Below are 15213 nucleotides of genomic sequence, written 5' to 3'. Positions count from 1 at the left end.
GGTCGTGGGCCTGATCTCAGAGGTCCTGCTGCTGCCGTTCGCCCCGGTGCGCGGCAGTGCGTGGGTCATCGGACAGGTGCTGCACGAGGCGGAGCGGATCTATTACGACCCGGCCGCGATCCGGACCGAACTGGGACGGCTGGAAGAGCAGTTGGAGTCGGGCGAGATCGACGAGGAGGAGTTCGACCGCCGGGAGGACGAACTCCTCGACCGACTGGAGATCGGCTCGCGTGCGCGCGCCGCCGGTACGGACGACTGGACATCAGGATGAACCGAGTGGGAATGGGCCTCGCGGTAGGGGCCGGGTATGTCCTCGGACGTACCAAGAAGATGAAACTGGCGTTCGCCGTCGGCACGTTGGTCGCCGGCAAGCGCATGAACCTGAGTCCGCGGGCGCTCGCGGACCTGGTGTCCGGACAGCTGCAGAACAACCCGCAGTTCAAGGAGATCGGCGACCAGCTGCGCGAGGACCTGCGCGGGGTGGGCAAGGCGGCCTCGGGCGCCATGGTCGAGCGGCGGATCGACGCGATCGCCGACCGGCTGCACGGCCGCACCGCGCAGGTCCGCGACCGGATCGCGGGCGTGGCGCCGGAGACCCCCGACCTCGACTCCTACGACGAGGACGAGGACGAGGACGAGTCGCGCGACGAGTACGCGGCCGACTACGACGAGGAGGCGGACGAGGAGCCGGAGGAGGAGTCCCGGCCGCGCCGCCGGACCGCGCAGAAGAAGGCGCCGGAGAAGAAGGCCCCGCCCGCGAGGAGGACGGCCAAGAAGACCGCCGAGAAGGCACCCGCCAAGAAGGCTCCGGCGAAGAAGGCCGCCGCAAAGAAGACCGCCGCGGCCAAGAAGACCACCGGCAAGAAGACCGCCGCGCCCCGCACCGCCGCACGCGGCACCAGGTCCCGGGTGGCGAAGGAAGGCGGTGAGTGATGACCGACACCGTGGGTTCCGCGGCACGCGGCACCACCAAGAACGCAGGCCCACTCGGCTCGATCGCCCAGAGCGAGGCCACCGACCGGCTCAAGGCCGAGGTGCAGGAATACCTCACCGCACAGGCCGAGCGCCTGCTCATCGGGGCGGGCCGCAAGCTCGGTGAGAGCACGGTCAAGCTCAACGACATCGCCGAGGGCAAGAGCCCCGGCTTCGCCAAGCTCGCGCTCGACGGTGGTCGCAAGATCGCCGAGGGCAAGGGCCCGCTGCGCGCAGCCGTGGAGCTGGGCGCCTCCCGCGCCAAGGAGAGCGTGACGGGCGCGCTGAAGAACCTGGGCGGCAAGAGCAAGGGCAAGGGCAAGGGGAAGGGCGCCGGCAAGAAGCCGACGGTGATCCTGGAGTACGTCGACGTCGGCGTGCCGCTGCGCACGGCCTACGACCAGTGGACGCGGTTCCAGGACTTCAGCACCTTCGCCAAGGGCGTCAAGAGCGCGAACCGCGCCGACGACACGACGTCCGACTGGCAGATGAAGGTCTTCTGGTCCAACCGCAGCTGGAAGGCGCACACCACCGAGCAGATACCCGACGACCGCATCGCGTGGACCTCGGAGGGCGCCAAGGGCACGACCAAGGGCGTCGTCTCCTTCCACAGCGTCGCCGACAACCTCACGCGGGTCGTGCTGGTGATCGAGTACTACCCCCAAGGCCTGTTCGAGAAGACTGGCAACATCTGGCGCGCCCAGAGCCGCCGCGCCCGCCTCGACCTCAAGAACTTCGTCCGCTTCGTCACGCTCAAGGGCGAGGACCAGGTCGAGGACGGCTGGCGCGGTGAGATCCGCGACGGCGAGGTCGTGCGCAGCCACGAGGACGCGGTCGCCGAGGAGGAGGGCGCCGAGGACGCGGTTGCCGAAGACGAGGGCGCGGAGGACGCGGTCGCCGAGGACGAGGGCGCCGAGGAAGAAGAGGCGTACGAGGGCGAAGAAGAGCAAGCTGAGGAAGAGGGCCCGTACGCCGACGCTGAGGAAGAGGACGAGGAAGCGGGAGAGTACGAGCAGGAAGAGTACGACGACGAGGACGGCGCGGCCCGGGCCGAGGACGTAGAGCCCGAGGACGTGGAGCCCGAGGACGAAGAGCCCGAGGGTGAGTACGAGGAGGCGGAGGCGGACGACGAGGACAACGAGTACGCCGAGGGCGGGAGCCGTCGATGACGACCCCCGGACGGCTGCCCGACCCCTACGGCCGCGGTGACGGCAGCGCGAACCTCGCCGACATCCTGGAGCGCGTCCTGGACAAGGGCGTGGTCATCGCCGGCGACATCCGGATCAACCTGCTCGACATCGAACTGCTCACCATCAAGCTGCGGCTCATCGTCGCGTCGGTGGACAAGGCGAAGGAGATGGGTATCGACTGGTGGGAGGACGACCCCGCCCTCTCCACCCGGGCCCGTCGTGACGAACTCGCCAGGGAGAACGCCGAGTTGCGTGAGCGGATCGCCCGCCTGGAGCCCGCCAGGACCGAGAAGGAGAGCTGATGACCGGACTGCGTTACGTGTACGCCGTCTGCCGGCCGTTCAAGGCGCCCCTTCAGTCCCAGCTGACGGGCGTGGCGGGCGATCCGCCCCGGCTGCTGCACCACCACGGTCTCGTGGCCGTGGTGAGCCATGTGCCGGAGCGGGACTTCGCCGAGGGCCCGCTCCGGGCCCGTCTGGAGGACCTGGACTGGCTCACCGAGACCGCGCGCGCCCACCAGGGCGTGATCGACGCCCTCACCGTGGTCACCTCCCCGCTGCCGCTCCGCATGGCCACCGTCTTCCGGGACGACAGCGGCGTCCGCACCATGCTGGAGGCCCGCGAGGCCGACTTCCGGCGCACCCTCGACCGGCTGGAGGGCCGCGTCGAGTGGGGCGTCAAGGTGTACCTGGAGGCCGACGAGCCCCAGGAGGAGGCCGCACCGGCGCAGAAGAAGGCGGCGAGCGGCCGGGACTATCTGCGGCAGCGCAGTTCGCGGGTGCGGGCCAACGAGGACGCCTGGCAGCGCGCCGAGGCATTCGCGAGCCGGCTGCACGAGACGCTGTCCGGCTATGCGGAGGACTCCCGGCTGCACGCGCCCCAGAATTCCGCGCTCTCCGGCGCGACGGGGCGCAATGTGCTCAATGCCGCCTATCTGGTGCCGCGCGCCCATTCCGAGGAATTCGTGGAGCTCGTCGACCGGACCAAGGGAGAAGTGCCCGGAATGCGGGTGGAACTCACCGGCCCCTGGGCCACCTATTCCTTCGCGGGGGAGAAGCCGTGACCGTCGTCGAACGCCGAGAGATCGCCCTGGTGGACCTGCTCGACCGGCTGCTCGCCGGCGGGGTCGTCATCACGGGCGACATCACCCTGCGCATCGCGGATGTCGACCTCGTCCGCATCGACCTCAAGGCCCTGATCAGTTCCGTGAACGCCCAAGTACCGTCGCCGTGGGGAGAGTCGTCGTGACGCAGGCCCGCAACCGGCTGGACCTCGAACCCGACACCGTCGAGCGCGACCTCGTCAAGCTCGTGCTGACCGTGGTGGAGCTGCTGCGCCAGCTCATGGAGCGGCAGGCGCTGCGCCGCTTCGACGAGGGCGGGCTGAGCGAGGAGCAGGAGGAGCGCATCGGGCTCACCCTGATGCTGCTCGACGACCGTATGACCGAGCTGCGTGAGCGGTACGGCCTGCGGCCCGAGGACCTGAATCTGGACCTCGGGCCGCTCGGACCGCTGCTTCCCCGGGACTGACACACTCGGGAATGAAGTGGTCCGGGGATTACCCCGCGAATTCGGCGCCGAAAAGGACAAGCGCCGGAAGTGCGGAAACGGGGATTCAGGCACTCTTCCTGCACAGGATCTCCCCGTGCAGGACGGCGAACCAGCCGTCCTCGTGCGTCCCCCACTCCCGCCAGGCCTCGGCGACCGCCGCCAGCTGCTCCCGGGTGGCGTGGCCGCCCTCGACGGCCCGGTCGGCGTAGGCCGAGGCCACGGTGCGGTCGGCCCACAGCCCGCTCCACCAGGCCCGCTCCTCGGCGGTGGAGTAGGTCCAGGTGCCCGAGGTGGCGGTGATGTCCGTCAGGCCCGCCGTCAGCGCCCAGGATTTCAGCCGCCGCCCCGCGTCGGGCTCCCCGCCGTTGGCGCGGGCCACCCGCCGGTACAGATCCAGCCAGTCGTCCAGCCCCGGGGACCGCGGGTACCAGGTCATCGCCGCGTAGTCCGAGTCGCGGACGGCGATGAACCCGCCCGGCTTCGTCACCCGGCGCATCTCGCGCAGCGCCTGGACCGGGTCGCCGACGTGCTGGAGCACCTGGTGGGCGTGGACCACGCAGAACGTGTCGTCCGGATAATCCAGGGCGTGCACGTCGGCGACCGCGAAGTCGACGTTGGTCAGAGCGCGTCCGGCGGCCGTGGCCCGGGCCTGCTCCAGGATGCCGGGCGCGTGGTCGACGCCGGTGACATGGCCGTCGGGGACCAGTTCCGCCAGGTCGGCGGTGATGGTGCCGGGGCCGCATCCGATGTCCAGGATCCGCATGTGGGGCTTCAGCGAACCGAGCAGATAGGCGGCGGAGTTGGCGGCGGTGCGCCAGGTGTGCGAGCGCAGCACCGACTCGTGGTGGCCGTGCGTGTAGACAGCGGTCTCCTGCGGCTTCGACATGGCTGAACTCCCCTGTTCGACGTCCTGTCGGTGAGCGCAGCGTACGCCCGCATGTCGAATGATGAGACTCACGTATTGCTATCTGGACTGATGGTTCGTCAGGTGGGCGTCGGGGGGCACCAGTTGCCTGATCGATCCGCGCTCAGTCCGCGCTTCAAGTCCCCGTTCGGTCCCGGATCAGTCCCCGGGCAGCGGGCGGTAGACCGTGAGCGCCTGGGGGAGCTTCTCCAAGGTCACCTCGCCCTCCACCTCGGTGACCTCACCGTCGTACGCGAGCAGCGAGCCCGGTGCCACGCCGTCCAGGTGCAGCCGGCTCACCTGGACCGCGGCGTGCGCGGGGGAGCGGGTCAGCGGGCCGGCGAGGGCCGCCGCCAGCAGCCGGAGCGCGGGCCGGCGTCCGCCGTGCACCACCCGTACGTCCAGCTGCCCGTCCGCGAGGTCATGGCGGCGGCCCGGGGTCAGACCCATCCGGTGGTAGGTGCCGTTGCCGACGAACAGCAGCCACAACGGCCGGGCCCGGCCCCGGAACTCGGCCTCCAGCGGATGCCGGTCGGCGCGCAGCACCCGCATCGCCGCGAGCACCCCGGCCGGCCAGCCGCCGATCCGGTGCGACCAGCGGTCCCGCTCGCGCACCAGCTCCGGATACACGCCCAGGCTGAGGGTGTTGAGGAAGATTCCCTGGGTGTCGCCGCAGCTGAAACGGCCCACGTCGACCCGTACGCCCGAACCGTTGCGGACGGCGTCGGCCAGGTCGCGCACGTCCTCCACGCCCAGGTCGTAGGCGAAGTGGTTGAGCGTGCCGCCCGGCAGCACCGCGAGCGGCAGGTCGTGCCGCAGGGCCACCTCGGCGGCGGCGTTCACCGTGCCGTCGCCACCGCACACGCCGAGCACCCGGGCGCGCGGGGCCGCCTTCTCCAACTCGGCGCGGACATCGGACGGTTCGCACTCCACGACCTCGCACCCCGGCAGCGCGTCCTGAAGGGCCCGCACCCGCTCGACGCTGCCCGCGGCGTTGTTGGCCACCATGATCAGACCCTCGCCGTCGGGCAGCGCGGGCACCTCGGCCCGGGGCCGGGCGGGCGGCACGATCTGGGCGCGCGTGGGCACCAGACCCCGGACGACGTACGCGGCACCCACGCCGAGCGCGGCACCGGCCAGCACATCGCTCGGGAAGTGCACCCCCGTGTAGACCCGGGACAGCGCCACCGACCATGCCACCGGCGCCACCGCCGCGCCCCACGCCGGGGACTCCAGCGCGACCCCGGCCGCGAAGGCCGCCGCCGACGCCGAGTGGCCGGAGGGGAACGAGGTCGTGATGGGCTGCCGCTTCAGCTGCCGCACCAGCGGCACCGGGTCCAGCACCGGGCGGGTCCGGCGTACCGAACGCTTGCCGATGGTGTTGATGGTCAGCGAGGCCAGGGTCAGCGAGGCGAGACCGCGGGCGGCGGCCCGGCGGGCCCGCGGGGTGCGGCTCGCCGTCATCGCGGCCGCCGTCGCGAACCACAGCACACCGTGGTTGGCGCTGCGGCTCAGCCGCGGCAGCACGGGTTCGGCGAAGGGCCAGTTCCGTGCGGCGGCGTACTCGAACAGACGGCAGTCCAGCGCCAGCAGCGCGTCGCGGACGGCGTGGCGGCCGGGCAGCGGGGCGGTGAGGTCCACGTCAGGGGTCATGCGGTGACGAGTACCCTGAGGTGGCCGTTTCTTGTCCGCGGGGCGGCCATGACACCGGAGGCTTGCTGCATGCGACTGATCCTGGTCCGCCACGGCCAGACCCCGTCCAATGTCGACTTCCTGCTCGACACGGCGGTACCCGGGCCCGGTCTGACGGCCCTCGGCGAACGCCAGGCGGCCGCCCTGCCCGAGGCCCTCGCCGACGAGGACATCGAGGCCCTCTACGCCTCCACCCTGATCCGCACCCAGCTCACCGCCGCCCCGCTGGCCGCCGCGCGCGGCCTCGACGTCGTCGTCCGGGACGGCATCCGGGAGATCTCCGCGGGCGACCTGGAGATGCGGGACGGGCACTCCGATGCGGGCCGCGTCTACATGGAGACGATCTTCGCCTGGTCGGCCGGGGACACCGGGCTGCGCATGCCGGGCGGCGAGAGCGGTGCCGAGGCGCTGGCCCGTTACGACGCCGTGGTCGCCGAGGCGGCGGACAGTGGCGCCGGGACGGTCGCCCTGGTCAGCCATGGCGCGGCGATCCGTATGTGGACCGCGGCCCGTGCCGACAACGTAGACATCGACTTCGCCGCCGCCCGCCCGCTCGACAACACCGGTGTGGTGATCCTGGAGGGCTCCCCGGCCGACGGCTTCAAGGCCCTGTCGTGGGCGGGCGCGGTTGTGTCGACCACGGGCCGCGGCCCGGAGAGCGGCCCCGCGGGACGACCACTCGACGAGGTCGAGTAGCCCGCGCGGTCCCGCGCGGTCCCGCGTCGGGGTCGGGCCGGGCAGGGCGTCGGGGTCGGGCCGGGCAGGGCGTCGGGCAGTGGCGGGTGGACGACGGACTGCCGACGGCAGGCGGGCGGGCCCGGTGGCTCGGCGGCCCGGCCGCTCGGTGACCGGGGTTCGGGACGGCGGTCGGGGTCAGGGCGGGGGCCGGGGCTGCGGCGAATATGGGTTTGCCCGGGTCGGTGGCCGCCCAGCAGAATGCGGCTTCATGGGACATCTGGAAGCCGCACACCTCGAGTACTACCTCCCCGACGGCAGGGCGCTGCTCGGCGATGTGTCCTTCCGGGTCGGTGAAGGGGCCGTCGTCGCCCTGGTCGGGCCCAACGGCGCCGGCAAGACGACCTTGCTGCGACTGATCTCCGGCGAGCTGAAGCCGCACGGCGGCACCGTGACGGTCAGCGGCGGCCTCGGCGTCATGCGCCAGTTCGTGGGCTCCGTGCGGGACGAGACGACCGTACGGGACCTGCTCGTGTCGGTCGCGCCGCCCCGGATCCGGGAGGCCGCGCGGGCCGTCGACAAGGCCGAGCACCTCATCATGACCGTCGACGACGAGGCCGCCCAGCTGACGTACGCGCAGGCCCTCTCCGACTGGGCCGAGGTGCGCGGCTACGAGTCCGAGACGCTCTGGGACATGTGCACCATGGCCGCGCTCGGTGTCCCCTACGACAAGGCGCAGTTCCGGCAGGTGCGCACGCTCTCCGGCGGTGAGCAGAAGCGGCTCGTGCTGGAGGCGCTGCTGCGCGGCACCGACGAGGTGCTGCTGCTCGACGAGCCGGACAACTACCTCGACGTGCCCGGCAAGCGCTGGCTGGAGGAGCGGCTGAAGGAGACCCGCAAGACGGTCCTCTTCGTCTCCCACGACCGTGAACTCCTCGCCCGTTCCGCCGAGAAGATCGTGTCGGTGGAGCCCTCACCGACCGGCGCGGACGCCTGGGTGCACGGCGGCGGCTTCGCCACGTACCACGAGGCCCGGCAAGAACGCTTCGCCCGTTTCGAGGAGTTGCGCAGGCGCTGGGACGAGAAGCACGCCCAGCTGAAGAAGCTTGTCCTGAACCTCCGTCAGGCGGCCTCCATCAGCCATGAGTTGGCCTCCCGCTATCAGGCCGCGCAGACCAGGCTGCGCAAGTTCGAGGAGGCCGGACCGCCGCCCGAGCCGCCGCGCGAGCAGGACATCAGGATGCGGATCAAGGGCGGCCGTACCGGGGTGCGGGCGGTCACCTGCGAGGGGCTGGAGCTGACCGGCCTGATGAAACCCTTCGACCTGGAGGTCTTCTACGGCGAACGCGTCGCCGTTCTCGGCTCCAACGGCTCCGGCAAGTCGCACTTCCTGCGGCTGCTGGCCGGTGAGGACGTCGCGCACACCGGCGCGTGGAAGCTCGGGGCGCGGGTGGTGCCCGGGCACTTCGCCCAGACCCACGCCCACCCCGAGTTGATGGGCCGCACGCTCCTGGACATCCTGTGGGCGGAACACTCCCAGGACCGGGGCGCGGCGATGTCCCGGCTGCGCCGCTACGAGCTCACCCAGCAGGCCGAGCAGACCTTCGACCGCCTCTCCGGCGGCCAGCAGGCACGCTTCCAGATCCTGCTGCTGGAACTGGAGGGCGTCACCGCCCTGCTGCTGGACGAGCCCACGGACAACCTGGACCTGGAGTCCGCCGAGGCCCTCCAGGAGGGACTGGAGGCCTTCGACGGCACGGTCCTCGCGGTCACCCACGACCGCTGGTTCGCCCGCTCCTTCGACCGCTACCTGGTCTTCGGCAGCGACGGCCGCGTCCGCGAGACGCCGGAGCCGGTGTGGGACGAGCGGCGGGTGGAGCGGGCGAGGTAGCGGGCCCACCGGCGGGCCGGGGCCGGGGCGCGCGTCGGCGGTGGCAGCCGGAGGCTCAGGGGCCCGGATGTTCGTAGAGTGGGTGCGGACAGGCGAGATCCATGGTTCCTTCTCCCGGCTTCCGCTCCGGGGTGGTGCGCCCGCGGCGGGTACTCGGTGGCCATGAAGGAACACGACGAGTGGGACACCGCCATGACCGGAGTCGACCCCAGCAGGCTGGACGACCAACAGCTCATGAAAGAGCTGGAGACCATTCACCGCACGCGCCATGACACGCTGCTCTACGGCTCGAACGACGCACTGCGCGCCCACAACGGCCGGATGGCCGAACTGGAGGGCGAGTTTTTGCGCCGCAACCCGCAGCGCCCGGTCGCCGCGGGTCGTACCCGTGAAGGCGCCCGGGAACGCGGAAGCGGGGAGTCGGCGACTCCCCGCGACTGAGCGCGCTCGGGCGCCGGAGCCGGAGCACATGCGCGCCGAGCGCGCCGAGCCCACGCGCGCCGGAAAGCACTCGGTCCGCGCCCGGGGTCGCCCCCGGTCCGCGCCTGGCCCTGCTCGGTCTGCGAGAGCATCACGCGTCCGGACGTCCGTCCGCCCGTGACAGGGCTTGGCGGCGCGCCGGAGGGCGGTCCCGGTGCGGGTCCGTCAGGCGGTCTCCTTGGCGAACACGTCCAGGAAGGCCTCGCCGAACGCCTTGAGGTCGTCCGGCTTGCGGCTGGTGATCAGCTTGTTGGGGCCGTGGTCGCAGATCTTCACCTGCTCGTCCACCCAGGTGCCGCCCGCGTTGCGGATGTCGGTCGCCAGGCTCGGCCAGGAGGTCAGCTCCCGGCCGCTCACCACGCCCGCCTCGACAAGGGTCCACGGCGCGTGGCAGATCGCGGCGACCGGCCGGCCCTGGGTGAAGAAGTCCCGTACGAAGGCGACCGCCTGGTCGTCCATCCGCAGCGCGTCCGGGTTCGCTACCCCGCCGGGCAGCACCAGGCCGCCGAACGAGTCCGCGGTGGTCTCGCCGACCACCTCCTGCACGGGGAAGGTGTCGGCCTTGTCGAGGTGGTTGAACGCCTGGATGGTCCCGGGCTTGGTCGACACCAGCACCGGTTCATGACCCGCGTCCACCGCGGCCTTCCACGGCTCGGTGAGCTCGATCTGCTCGACGCCCTCGGGGGCGGTCAGGAATGCGATACGCATCAGTTCTCCTCAATCCTTTCGTGGCCGGCCCGTCAGGGGCGCCCCGATGTCCGTCCGTGGCGCCCCACCGGGGCTTGTGTAGCTCTCTTGTCTCTGGTGCTCAGACGGTGTCCTCGTGGTCCGGGGCGGCCCGGCTGATGTCGGCGAGCACCGACCCCGGGCTCTCCGCCTCGGCCAGGTCGCCGAGGCTGACCATGCCCACCGGCAGCCCGTCCTCGACCACCGGCAGCCGGCGCACCGCGTGCGCCCGCATCAGCGCCGCCGCGGCCGCCGCCGGGTCGTGCGGGGCGACCAGCACCGGATCGCGGGTGCACACCGACCCGGCGCTCACGGTCTGCGGGTCGAGGCCCTCGGCCACCGCCCGCACCGTGATGTCACGGTCCGTGAGCATCCCGACGACCTGCTGACCGTCGGCCACCACCACATCGCCGATGTCCTGCGACCGCATCAGCTGCGCCGCCTCGACGAGCGAGGCGTCCGGGCGGACGGCGACCACGCCCGGAGTCATGACGTCCCTCACGAATTCGGCCATCACCGCGGCCCCTTCCTCGGGTCTCCCCGATCGGTGGGCTGTCGCGGCCACGTCGGCCGGACAGCCGCCGCCCGCCGCACCCCGGGGCCGGGCCCGCACACGCCCGGCGGGCGCCCGGTGCGGACGGCCGGGTCGAGCGCCGGCCCGGCCCCTGTGGGTGCGGCAGGGCCCTACGCCTGCTGCGGCCGGGTCAGTGCCTCGGCCAGCTCCTGGACGGTCGCGTACTGCTCGTCGGGCAGCTCCTCCACCGCGTCGACCAGGGGGTCCGGGGCGTACGCGCGGCGCAGCGCCCCGGCCAGGTGCCGCGAGCTCGCCGGGAACGTGCCGCGGCTCAGATGCCGGGCCAGCTCCAGCCGGACCACCCCCAGCGACGCCCCCGAGCGGCCCGGTGCCACCGGCCCGCCCGCGATCACCGGATCGTCGTCGGCGGTCGGCTCGGGGTCGTGCCACTCCTCGGCCCGGGTGGGATGCCCGGACCTCAGCAGGCCCTGGAGCTCGTGTTTCATCTCGTCGTCGCGGTGGACGCTCAGGCGGTCACTGCCTCGCTGCATTGCTCTTCCTCCAGATCTTCGGAAGTGGCGTCCGCGTACCCGAGGACCGGACCCCGACACAGGGGTTTGTGCGCCGCTCGCGGGGAGACCCGGCGGACACCCCCCACGTGATCCCGGGGAGGGAAACGTCATGGTGCTGCTCACCGTGCTCATCCCGCTCCTCATGCTCGGCACGGTGCTCGCACTGGGCCGCTACGAGGAGCTGCTGTTGCCCGAGGAGCGGGAGGAGCCGGCGGCGCTGCCGGCTACTTCTTCCCCCGGCCCGGCAGGAACTCCTGCATCTTTGCCTTGAACCCCTGCTTGATCATGGAGCCGCGGTCCGCGTCACCCCGCAGGATCGACTCGGCCGTGGCCTCCATCTGGTCCCAGGTGGCATGCGGAGGGATCGGCGGTACGGCGGGATCGGTGAGGAACTCGATCACCGCCGGCCCGTCGGCCTCGAGCCCCGCGCGCCAGGCGGCCTCGACGTCCTCGGGCTTCTCCACCCGGATGCCCGTCAGGCCGAGCGAACGGGCGAACGCGGCGTACCGCACGTCCGGGAGCTCCTGCGAGGGCAGGAACGACGGGGCGCCCCCCATGGCGCGCATCTCCCAGGTGACCTGGTTGAGGTCGTGGTTGTTCCATACGCCCACCACCAGGCGCGGGTCCTCCCACAGGTGCTTGTACTTCGCGGCCGTGATCAGCTCCGCCAGCCCGTTCATCTGCATCGCCCCGTCCCCGACCAGCGCGATCGCTGGCCGGTTCGGATGGGCGAACTTCGCGCCGATGGCGTACGGCACCCCGCAGCCCATCGTGGCGAGGGTGCCGGAGAGCGAGGAGCGCATGCCGTCGCGCATCGTCAGGTGCCGCGCGTACCAGTTGGCCACCGAGCCGGAGTCGGAGCTGATGATCGCGTTGTCCGGCAGCAGCGGGTCCAGGGCGCGGGCCACGTACTCCGGGTTGATCGGGTCGGCCGACAGCTCCGCCCGCCGCCCCGCGACCTCACGCCAGCGCGTCACGTTGTCGCACACCGTGTCGAACCACTCGCGCCCGCGCTCCTCGCCGTTCAGCAGTGGGATCAGCCGCTGAAGAGTGGCCCTCGCGTCGCCGACGAGGTTCACCTCGTACGGATAGCGCATCCCGATCATGTGCGGGTCGATGTCGATCTGCACCCCGCGCGCCGTGCCGAACTCCGGCAGGAACTGTGTGTAGGGGAAGGACGAGCCGATGGTGAGCAGGGTGTCGCAGTCCCGCATCAGCTCGTACGAGGGGCGGGTGCCCAGCAGGCCGATCGCGCCGGTGACGTAGGGGAGTTCGTCGCTGAGCGCGTCCTTGCCGAGCAGCGCCTTGGCGACGCCGGCGCCGAGCAGTTCGGCGATCCGCTGCACCTCGGCCCGCGCCCCCGCGGCGCCCTGGCCGATCAGGATCCCCACCTTGTCACCGGAGTTGAGGATCTCCGCTGCCCGCAGCAGCGACTCCTCGGACGGCACCGTCGTCCAGGAACTGCGGTCCAGGCTGGAGGGCACCATCTTGAACTCGTGGGTGGGCGCGGAGTATTCGAGCTCCTGGACGTCTCCCGGGATGATGATCGCGGTGGGTGCGCGGCGCGCGTAGGCGGTGCGGATCGCGCGGTCCAGGACGTTCGGCAGCTGCTCGGGAACCGTCACCGTCTCCACGAAGTCCGAGGCGACGTCCTTGAACAGGCTGTGCAGGTCCACCTCCTGCTGGTAGGAGCCGCCCATCGCGGTCCGGTGCGTCTGGCCGACGATCGCCAGCACCGGCACATGGTCCAGCTTGGCGTCGTACAGGCCGTTGAGGAGGTGGATCGCGCCCGGCCCCGATGTCGCCGCGCAGACGCCCAGCCGGCCGCTGAACTTGGCGTAGCCGACCGCCTGGAAGGCCGACATCTCCTCGTGCCGCGACTGGATGAACCGCGGCTCGTTCTCGGCCCGCCCCCACGCGGCGAGCAGGCCGTTGATGCCGTCGCCCGGATAACCGAACACATGGTCCACACCCCACTCGCGCAGTCGTCGCAGGACGTGGTCGGAGACCTTGGTGCTCATGAACGGGACCTCCCGGACAGAGGGGATGGGCCTGTGACGAGTGACCGCACGGGCTCCGCGAAAACCTGGGCAGGTTTGCCGCCGGGGGTCCTGGGCAGGCGCACCAACAGTGCTTCGGACAGGAGGCACACCCGTGGGAGCGGCCCGTGAAGCCGCCCCGGCCCTCTCTGTCCGGCCCGCGCCCGCGCTCCCACGGTGACCGTCCTACCCAGAGCGCGACCAAGGGAGTTGGGACGCACGATGTCCACTCGAGTGAGCGCGAAGCACCACCCGCACGACGACGCCCCCGACACCGCGGAGGACTTCCGCCGGCTCGCCGCGCTGCCCGCCGGCCCGGAGCACGACAGCCTGCGCGCACGGATCGTCGAGGCATGGCTGCCCATGGCGGACCGGCTCGCGGGACGCTTCCGCAGCCGCGGCGAGAGCTACGAGGACCTCCGCCAGGTCGCGGCGCTCGGTCTCGTCAAGGCCGTCGACCGCTACGACCCCGAGCTCGGCAACGCCTTCGAGAGCTACGCCGTGCCGACCATCACCGGGGAGATCAAGCGGCACTTCCGCGACCACATGTGGACCCTGCACGTGCCCCGCCGGGTCCAGGACCTGCGCAACCGCGTCCGCCTCGCCGCCCAGGACCTGTCGCAGACCGTCTCGGGCCGCAGGCCCACCGTCGCGGAGATCGCCGAGCACGCGCGGATGAGCGAGGAGGACGTACTCGCCGGGCTGGAGGCGCTGGAGAGCTTCACGGCGCTGTCCCTGGACGCCGGACTGCCGGGGAGCGAGGACGGCTACTCGCTGAGCGACGCGCTGGGATCAACCGATCCGGCGCTGGACACGGTGGTGGACCGGGAGGCCGTGAAGTCACGGCTGGCCGCCCTGCCCGAACGGGAGCGGACGATCCTGTACATGCGCTTCTTCGGCGACATGACACAGTCACGGATCGCGGAGCAGCTGGGGATCTCGCAGATGCACGTCTCCCGGCTGATCAGCCGCTCCTGCGGGCAGGTGCGCGAGCAGGTGATGAGGGACGTCGTCTAGTCGGACCGGACCGGACCCGGTGTCACCCGATCGGGCGTGCGGGTCCCGCTAATGGGGTCCGGCCGCGCGCGGGCCCCGGGCCGGCGGGCTGTGATGGCGGAGTGCCCTCACCGCCGACGGCTCAAGGAGCCCACCCATGCGCCGCACCGCCCGTGCCCTGTCCGTCGCCGTTCTGACCGGTCTCGCCCTGGGCGTCGCCGTGCCGGTCGCCTTCGCGGACCCGGCCGCGGAGGTCAGCCCCGGCAGTGCCCATCCGGGCGGCAGCGTCACCCTCTCGGTCTCCTGCGACCCGGCCGACAGCGCGGCGCCCCCGAGCATCGAGGCGACCTCGCAGGCCTTCGACGAGGAGGCCGTACCGCTCCAGCTGGTCCCCGGCAACGACGACGACGTGGCCGGGCCCGCCTACCGCGGCACCGCCCGCATCGCCCCGGCCGAGGACCTGGAGGCCGGTCCGGAAGGGGTCGGCCCGGACTCCGCCTGGACCGTCGACGGCACCTGCCCCGGCGCGCCGGGCGGGGAGGGCAAGCAGTGGAGCGCGACCTTCACGGTGACCCACGGCGGCGCCGTCCCCTCCTGCGCCGAACCCCGCCCCGAGGACTGCTCGGGCGCCGGCCACACCTGCGCCGAACCGGGCACCGAGCACTGCCCCGGCTCCGACGCCGGCCACACCTGCGCCGAACCGGGCACCGAGCACTGCCCCGGCTCCGACGCGGGCCACACCTGCACCGACTCGGGCACCGAGCACTGCTCCGGCGCCCCGGTCCAGCGCGGCGTGCGGGCCGGAGCGGGCGGCGCCTTCACCGACTCGGTGCCCGCCCTCGTCACCGGTGGTCTCCTGATCGCGGGCGCTCTCGGCGCGGCCGTCTACCGCATGCGCCGCAGGGGGCCGCGCGCCGAGTCCTGAGCCGGGGCGTGTGACCGGCGCAACTCGAGCGGACCCCTATCGGAGTACGCCACCCTGGGTATGCGGACCCCGAGGGTGCCGTCCCGT

At 72.1% G+C, this 15213-nt stretch carries 19 protein-coding genes; 13 read left to right on the top strand and 6 right to left on the bottom strand.

Going from position 1 to position 15213, the window contains the following annotated elements; translation table 11 throughout:
• The first annotated feature begins 4 nt into the window (after positions 1–4).
• The 7 genes from ACZ56U_RS00380 to ACZ56U_RS00350 are packed head-to-tail and all read left to right on the top strand — an operon-like array spanning position 5 to position 3691.
• Positions 5–271: a gas vesicle protein GvpG gene (locus ACZ56U_RS00380; RefSeq protein WP_469081783.1), complete on the top strand. Its 267-nt coding sequence runs from the start codon at positions 5–7 to the stop codon at positions 269–271.
• Entirely contained in the window at positions 268–933 is a 666-nt protein-coding gene (locus tag ACZ56U_RS00375) for a DNA primase (protein WP_469081782.1), read from the top strand. The genes ACZ56U_RS00380 and ACZ56U_RS00375 overlap by 4 nt, the downstream gene beginning before the upstream one ends.
• Positions 933–2141: an SRPBCC family protein gene (locus tag ACZ56U_RS00370; protein WP_469081781.1), complete on the top strand. Its 1209-nt coding sequence runs from the start codon at positions 933–935 to the stop codon at positions 2139–2141. The genes ACZ56U_RS00375 and ACZ56U_RS00370 overlap by 1 nt, the downstream gene beginning before the upstream one ends.
• Positions 2138–2464 (top strand): gas vesicle protein GvpJ, encoded by a 327-nt coding sequence (gvpJ, locus tag ACZ56U_RS00365; RefSeq protein ID WP_469081780.1) that lies wholly within the window; start codon positions 2138–2140, stop codon positions 2462–2464. Before ACZ56U_RS00370 ends, gvpJ begins: the two co-directional genes overlap by 4 nt.
• Positions 2464–3225 carry a GvpL/GvpF family gas vesicle protein gene (locus ACZ56U_RS00360; protein WP_469081779.1) on the top strand — a complete coding sequence of 254 codons (762 nt, stop codon included), beginning with the start codon at positions 2464–2466 and terminating at the stop codon, positions 3223–3225. The genes gvpJ and ACZ56U_RS00360 overlap by 1 nt, the downstream gene beginning before the upstream one ends.
• Positions 3222–3410, top strand: coding sequence for a gas vesicle protein (locus tag ACZ56U_RS00355; RefSeq protein WP_469081778.1), 189 nt, complete (start codon positions 3222–3224; stop codon positions 3408–3410). Before ACZ56U_RS00360 ends, ACZ56U_RS00355 begins: the two co-directional genes overlap by 4 nt.
• On the top strand, positions 3407–3691 hold the full coding sequence (locus ACZ56U_RS00350) for a gas vesicle protein K (RefSeq protein ID WP_469081777.1): 285 nt from the start codon (positions 3407–3409) through the stop codon (positions 3689–3691). Before ACZ56U_RS00355 ends, ACZ56U_RS00350 begins: the two co-directional genes overlap by 4 nt.
• Before the next feature lie 85 nt (positions 3692–3776).
• Here the strand turns inward: ACZ56U_RS00350 and ACZ56U_RS00345 are convergent, their stop codons facing one another.
• Both ACZ56U_RS00345 and ACZ56U_RS00340 read right to left on the bottom strand, forming a co-directional pair.
• Complete coding sequence (locus ACZ56U_RS00345) at positions 3777–4598, bottom strand: class I SAM-dependent methyltransferase (protein ID WP_469081776.1); 822 nt, start codon at positions 4596–4598, stop codon at positions 3777–3779.
• Positions 4599–4775: 177 nt separating this feature from the next.
• On the bottom strand, positions 4776–6269 hold the full coding sequence (locus tag ACZ56U_RS00340; protein ID WP_469081775.1) for a phosphatase PAP2 family protein: 1494 nt from the start codon (positions 6267–6269) through the stop codon (positions 4776–4778).
• Between the two features lie 69 nt (positions 6270–6338).
• Between ACZ56U_RS00340 and ACZ56U_RS00335 the strand changes: the two genes are divergently transcribed.
• The 3 genes from ACZ56U_RS00335 (at position 6339) to ACZ56U_RS00325 (ending at position 9315) form a co-directional block, all read left to right on the top strand.
• Positions 6339–7004, top strand: a complete 666-nt coding sequence (locus ACZ56U_RS00335) for a histidine phosphatase family protein (RefSeq protein WP_469081774.1) — start codon at positions 6339–6341, stop codon at positions 7002–7004.
• Between the two features lie 250 nt (positions 7005–7254).
• The gene (locus ACZ56U_RS00330) at positions 7255–8874 is read left to right on the top strand and encodes an ABC-F family ATP-binding cassette domain-containing protein (protein ID WP_469081773.1); all 1620 of its coding nucleotides are present in this window, start codon (positions 7255–7257) and stop codon (positions 8872–8874) included.
• 162 nt (positions 8875–9036) lie between these two features.
• Positions 9037–9315 (top strand): DUF6158 family protein, encoded by a 279-nt coding sequence (locus ACZ56U_RS00325; protein ID WP_469081772.1) that lies wholly within the window; start codon positions 9037–9039, stop codon positions 9313–9315.
• A gap of 204 nt (positions 9316–9519) precedes the next feature.
• On the opposite strand, the gene ACZ56U_RS00320 is transcribed toward ACZ56U_RS00325, so the two are convergent.
• From ACZ56U_RS00320 to ACZ56U_RS00310, 3 genes are all read right to left on the bottom strand, one after another.
• Positions 9520–10062 carry a type 1 glutamine amidotransferase domain-containing protein gene (locus ACZ56U_RS00320; protein WP_469081771.1) on the bottom strand — a complete coding sequence of 181 codons (543 nt, stop codon included), beginning with the start codon at positions 10060–10062 and terminating at the stop codon, positions 9520–9522.
• Positions 10063–10162: 100 nt separating this feature from the next.
• On the bottom strand, positions 10163–10594 hold the full coding sequence (locus tag ACZ56U_RS00315; protein WP_469081770.1) for a CBS domain-containing protein: 432 nt from the start codon (positions 10592–10594) through the stop codon (positions 10163–10165).
• A 170-nt stretch (positions 10595–10764) separates the two neighbouring features.
• Positions 10765–11145 (bottom strand): DUF2795 domain-containing protein, encoded by a 381-nt coding sequence (locus tag ACZ56U_RS00310; protein ID WP_469081769.1) that lies wholly within the window; start codon positions 11143–11145, stop codon positions 10765–10767.
• Between the two features lie 130 nt (positions 11146–11275).
• On the opposite strand from ACZ56U_RS00310, the gene ACZ56U_RS00305 reads away from it, so the two are divergent.
• A complete protein-coding gene (locus tag ACZ56U_RS00305; protein ID WP_391239437.1) occupies positions 11276–11437 on the top strand; it encodes a hypothetical protein in 162 nt (53 codons plus the stop codon).
• Here ACZ56U_RS00305 and ACZ56U_RS00300 read toward each other — a convergent pair.
• Positions 11391–13187 carry a thiamine pyrophosphate-requiring protein gene (locus ACZ56U_RS00300; protein ID WP_469081768.1) on the bottom strand — a complete coding sequence of 599 codons (1797 nt, stop codon included), beginning with the start codon at positions 13185–13187 and terminating at the stop codon, positions 11391–11393. The genes ACZ56U_RS00305 and ACZ56U_RS00300 overlap by 47 nt on opposite strands.
• A 240-nt stretch (positions 13188–13427) precedes the next feature.
• Between ACZ56U_RS00300 and ACZ56U_RS00295 the strand changes: the two genes are divergently transcribed.
• Together ACZ56U_RS00295 and ACZ56U_RS00290 are read left to right on the top strand one after the other, a co-directional pair.
• Positions 13428–14222, top strand: a complete 795-nt coding sequence (locus tag ACZ56U_RS00295) for an RNA polymerase sigma factor SigF (RefSeq protein ID WP_469081767.1) — start codon at positions 13428–13430, stop codon at positions 14220–14222.
• Between the two features lie 136 nt (positions 14223–14358).
• On the top strand, positions 14359–15126 hold the full coding sequence (locus tag ACZ56U_RS00290; RefSeq protein WP_469081766.1) for a hypothetical protein: 768 nt from the start codon (positions 14359–14361) through the stop codon (positions 15124–15126).
• Positions 15127–15213: the final 87 nt, after the last annotated feature.

This window comes from Streptomyces sp. NPDC034103 (genome assembly GCF_055575395.1).
This window is presented reverse-complemented; position numbering and strand designations above follow the sequence as displayed.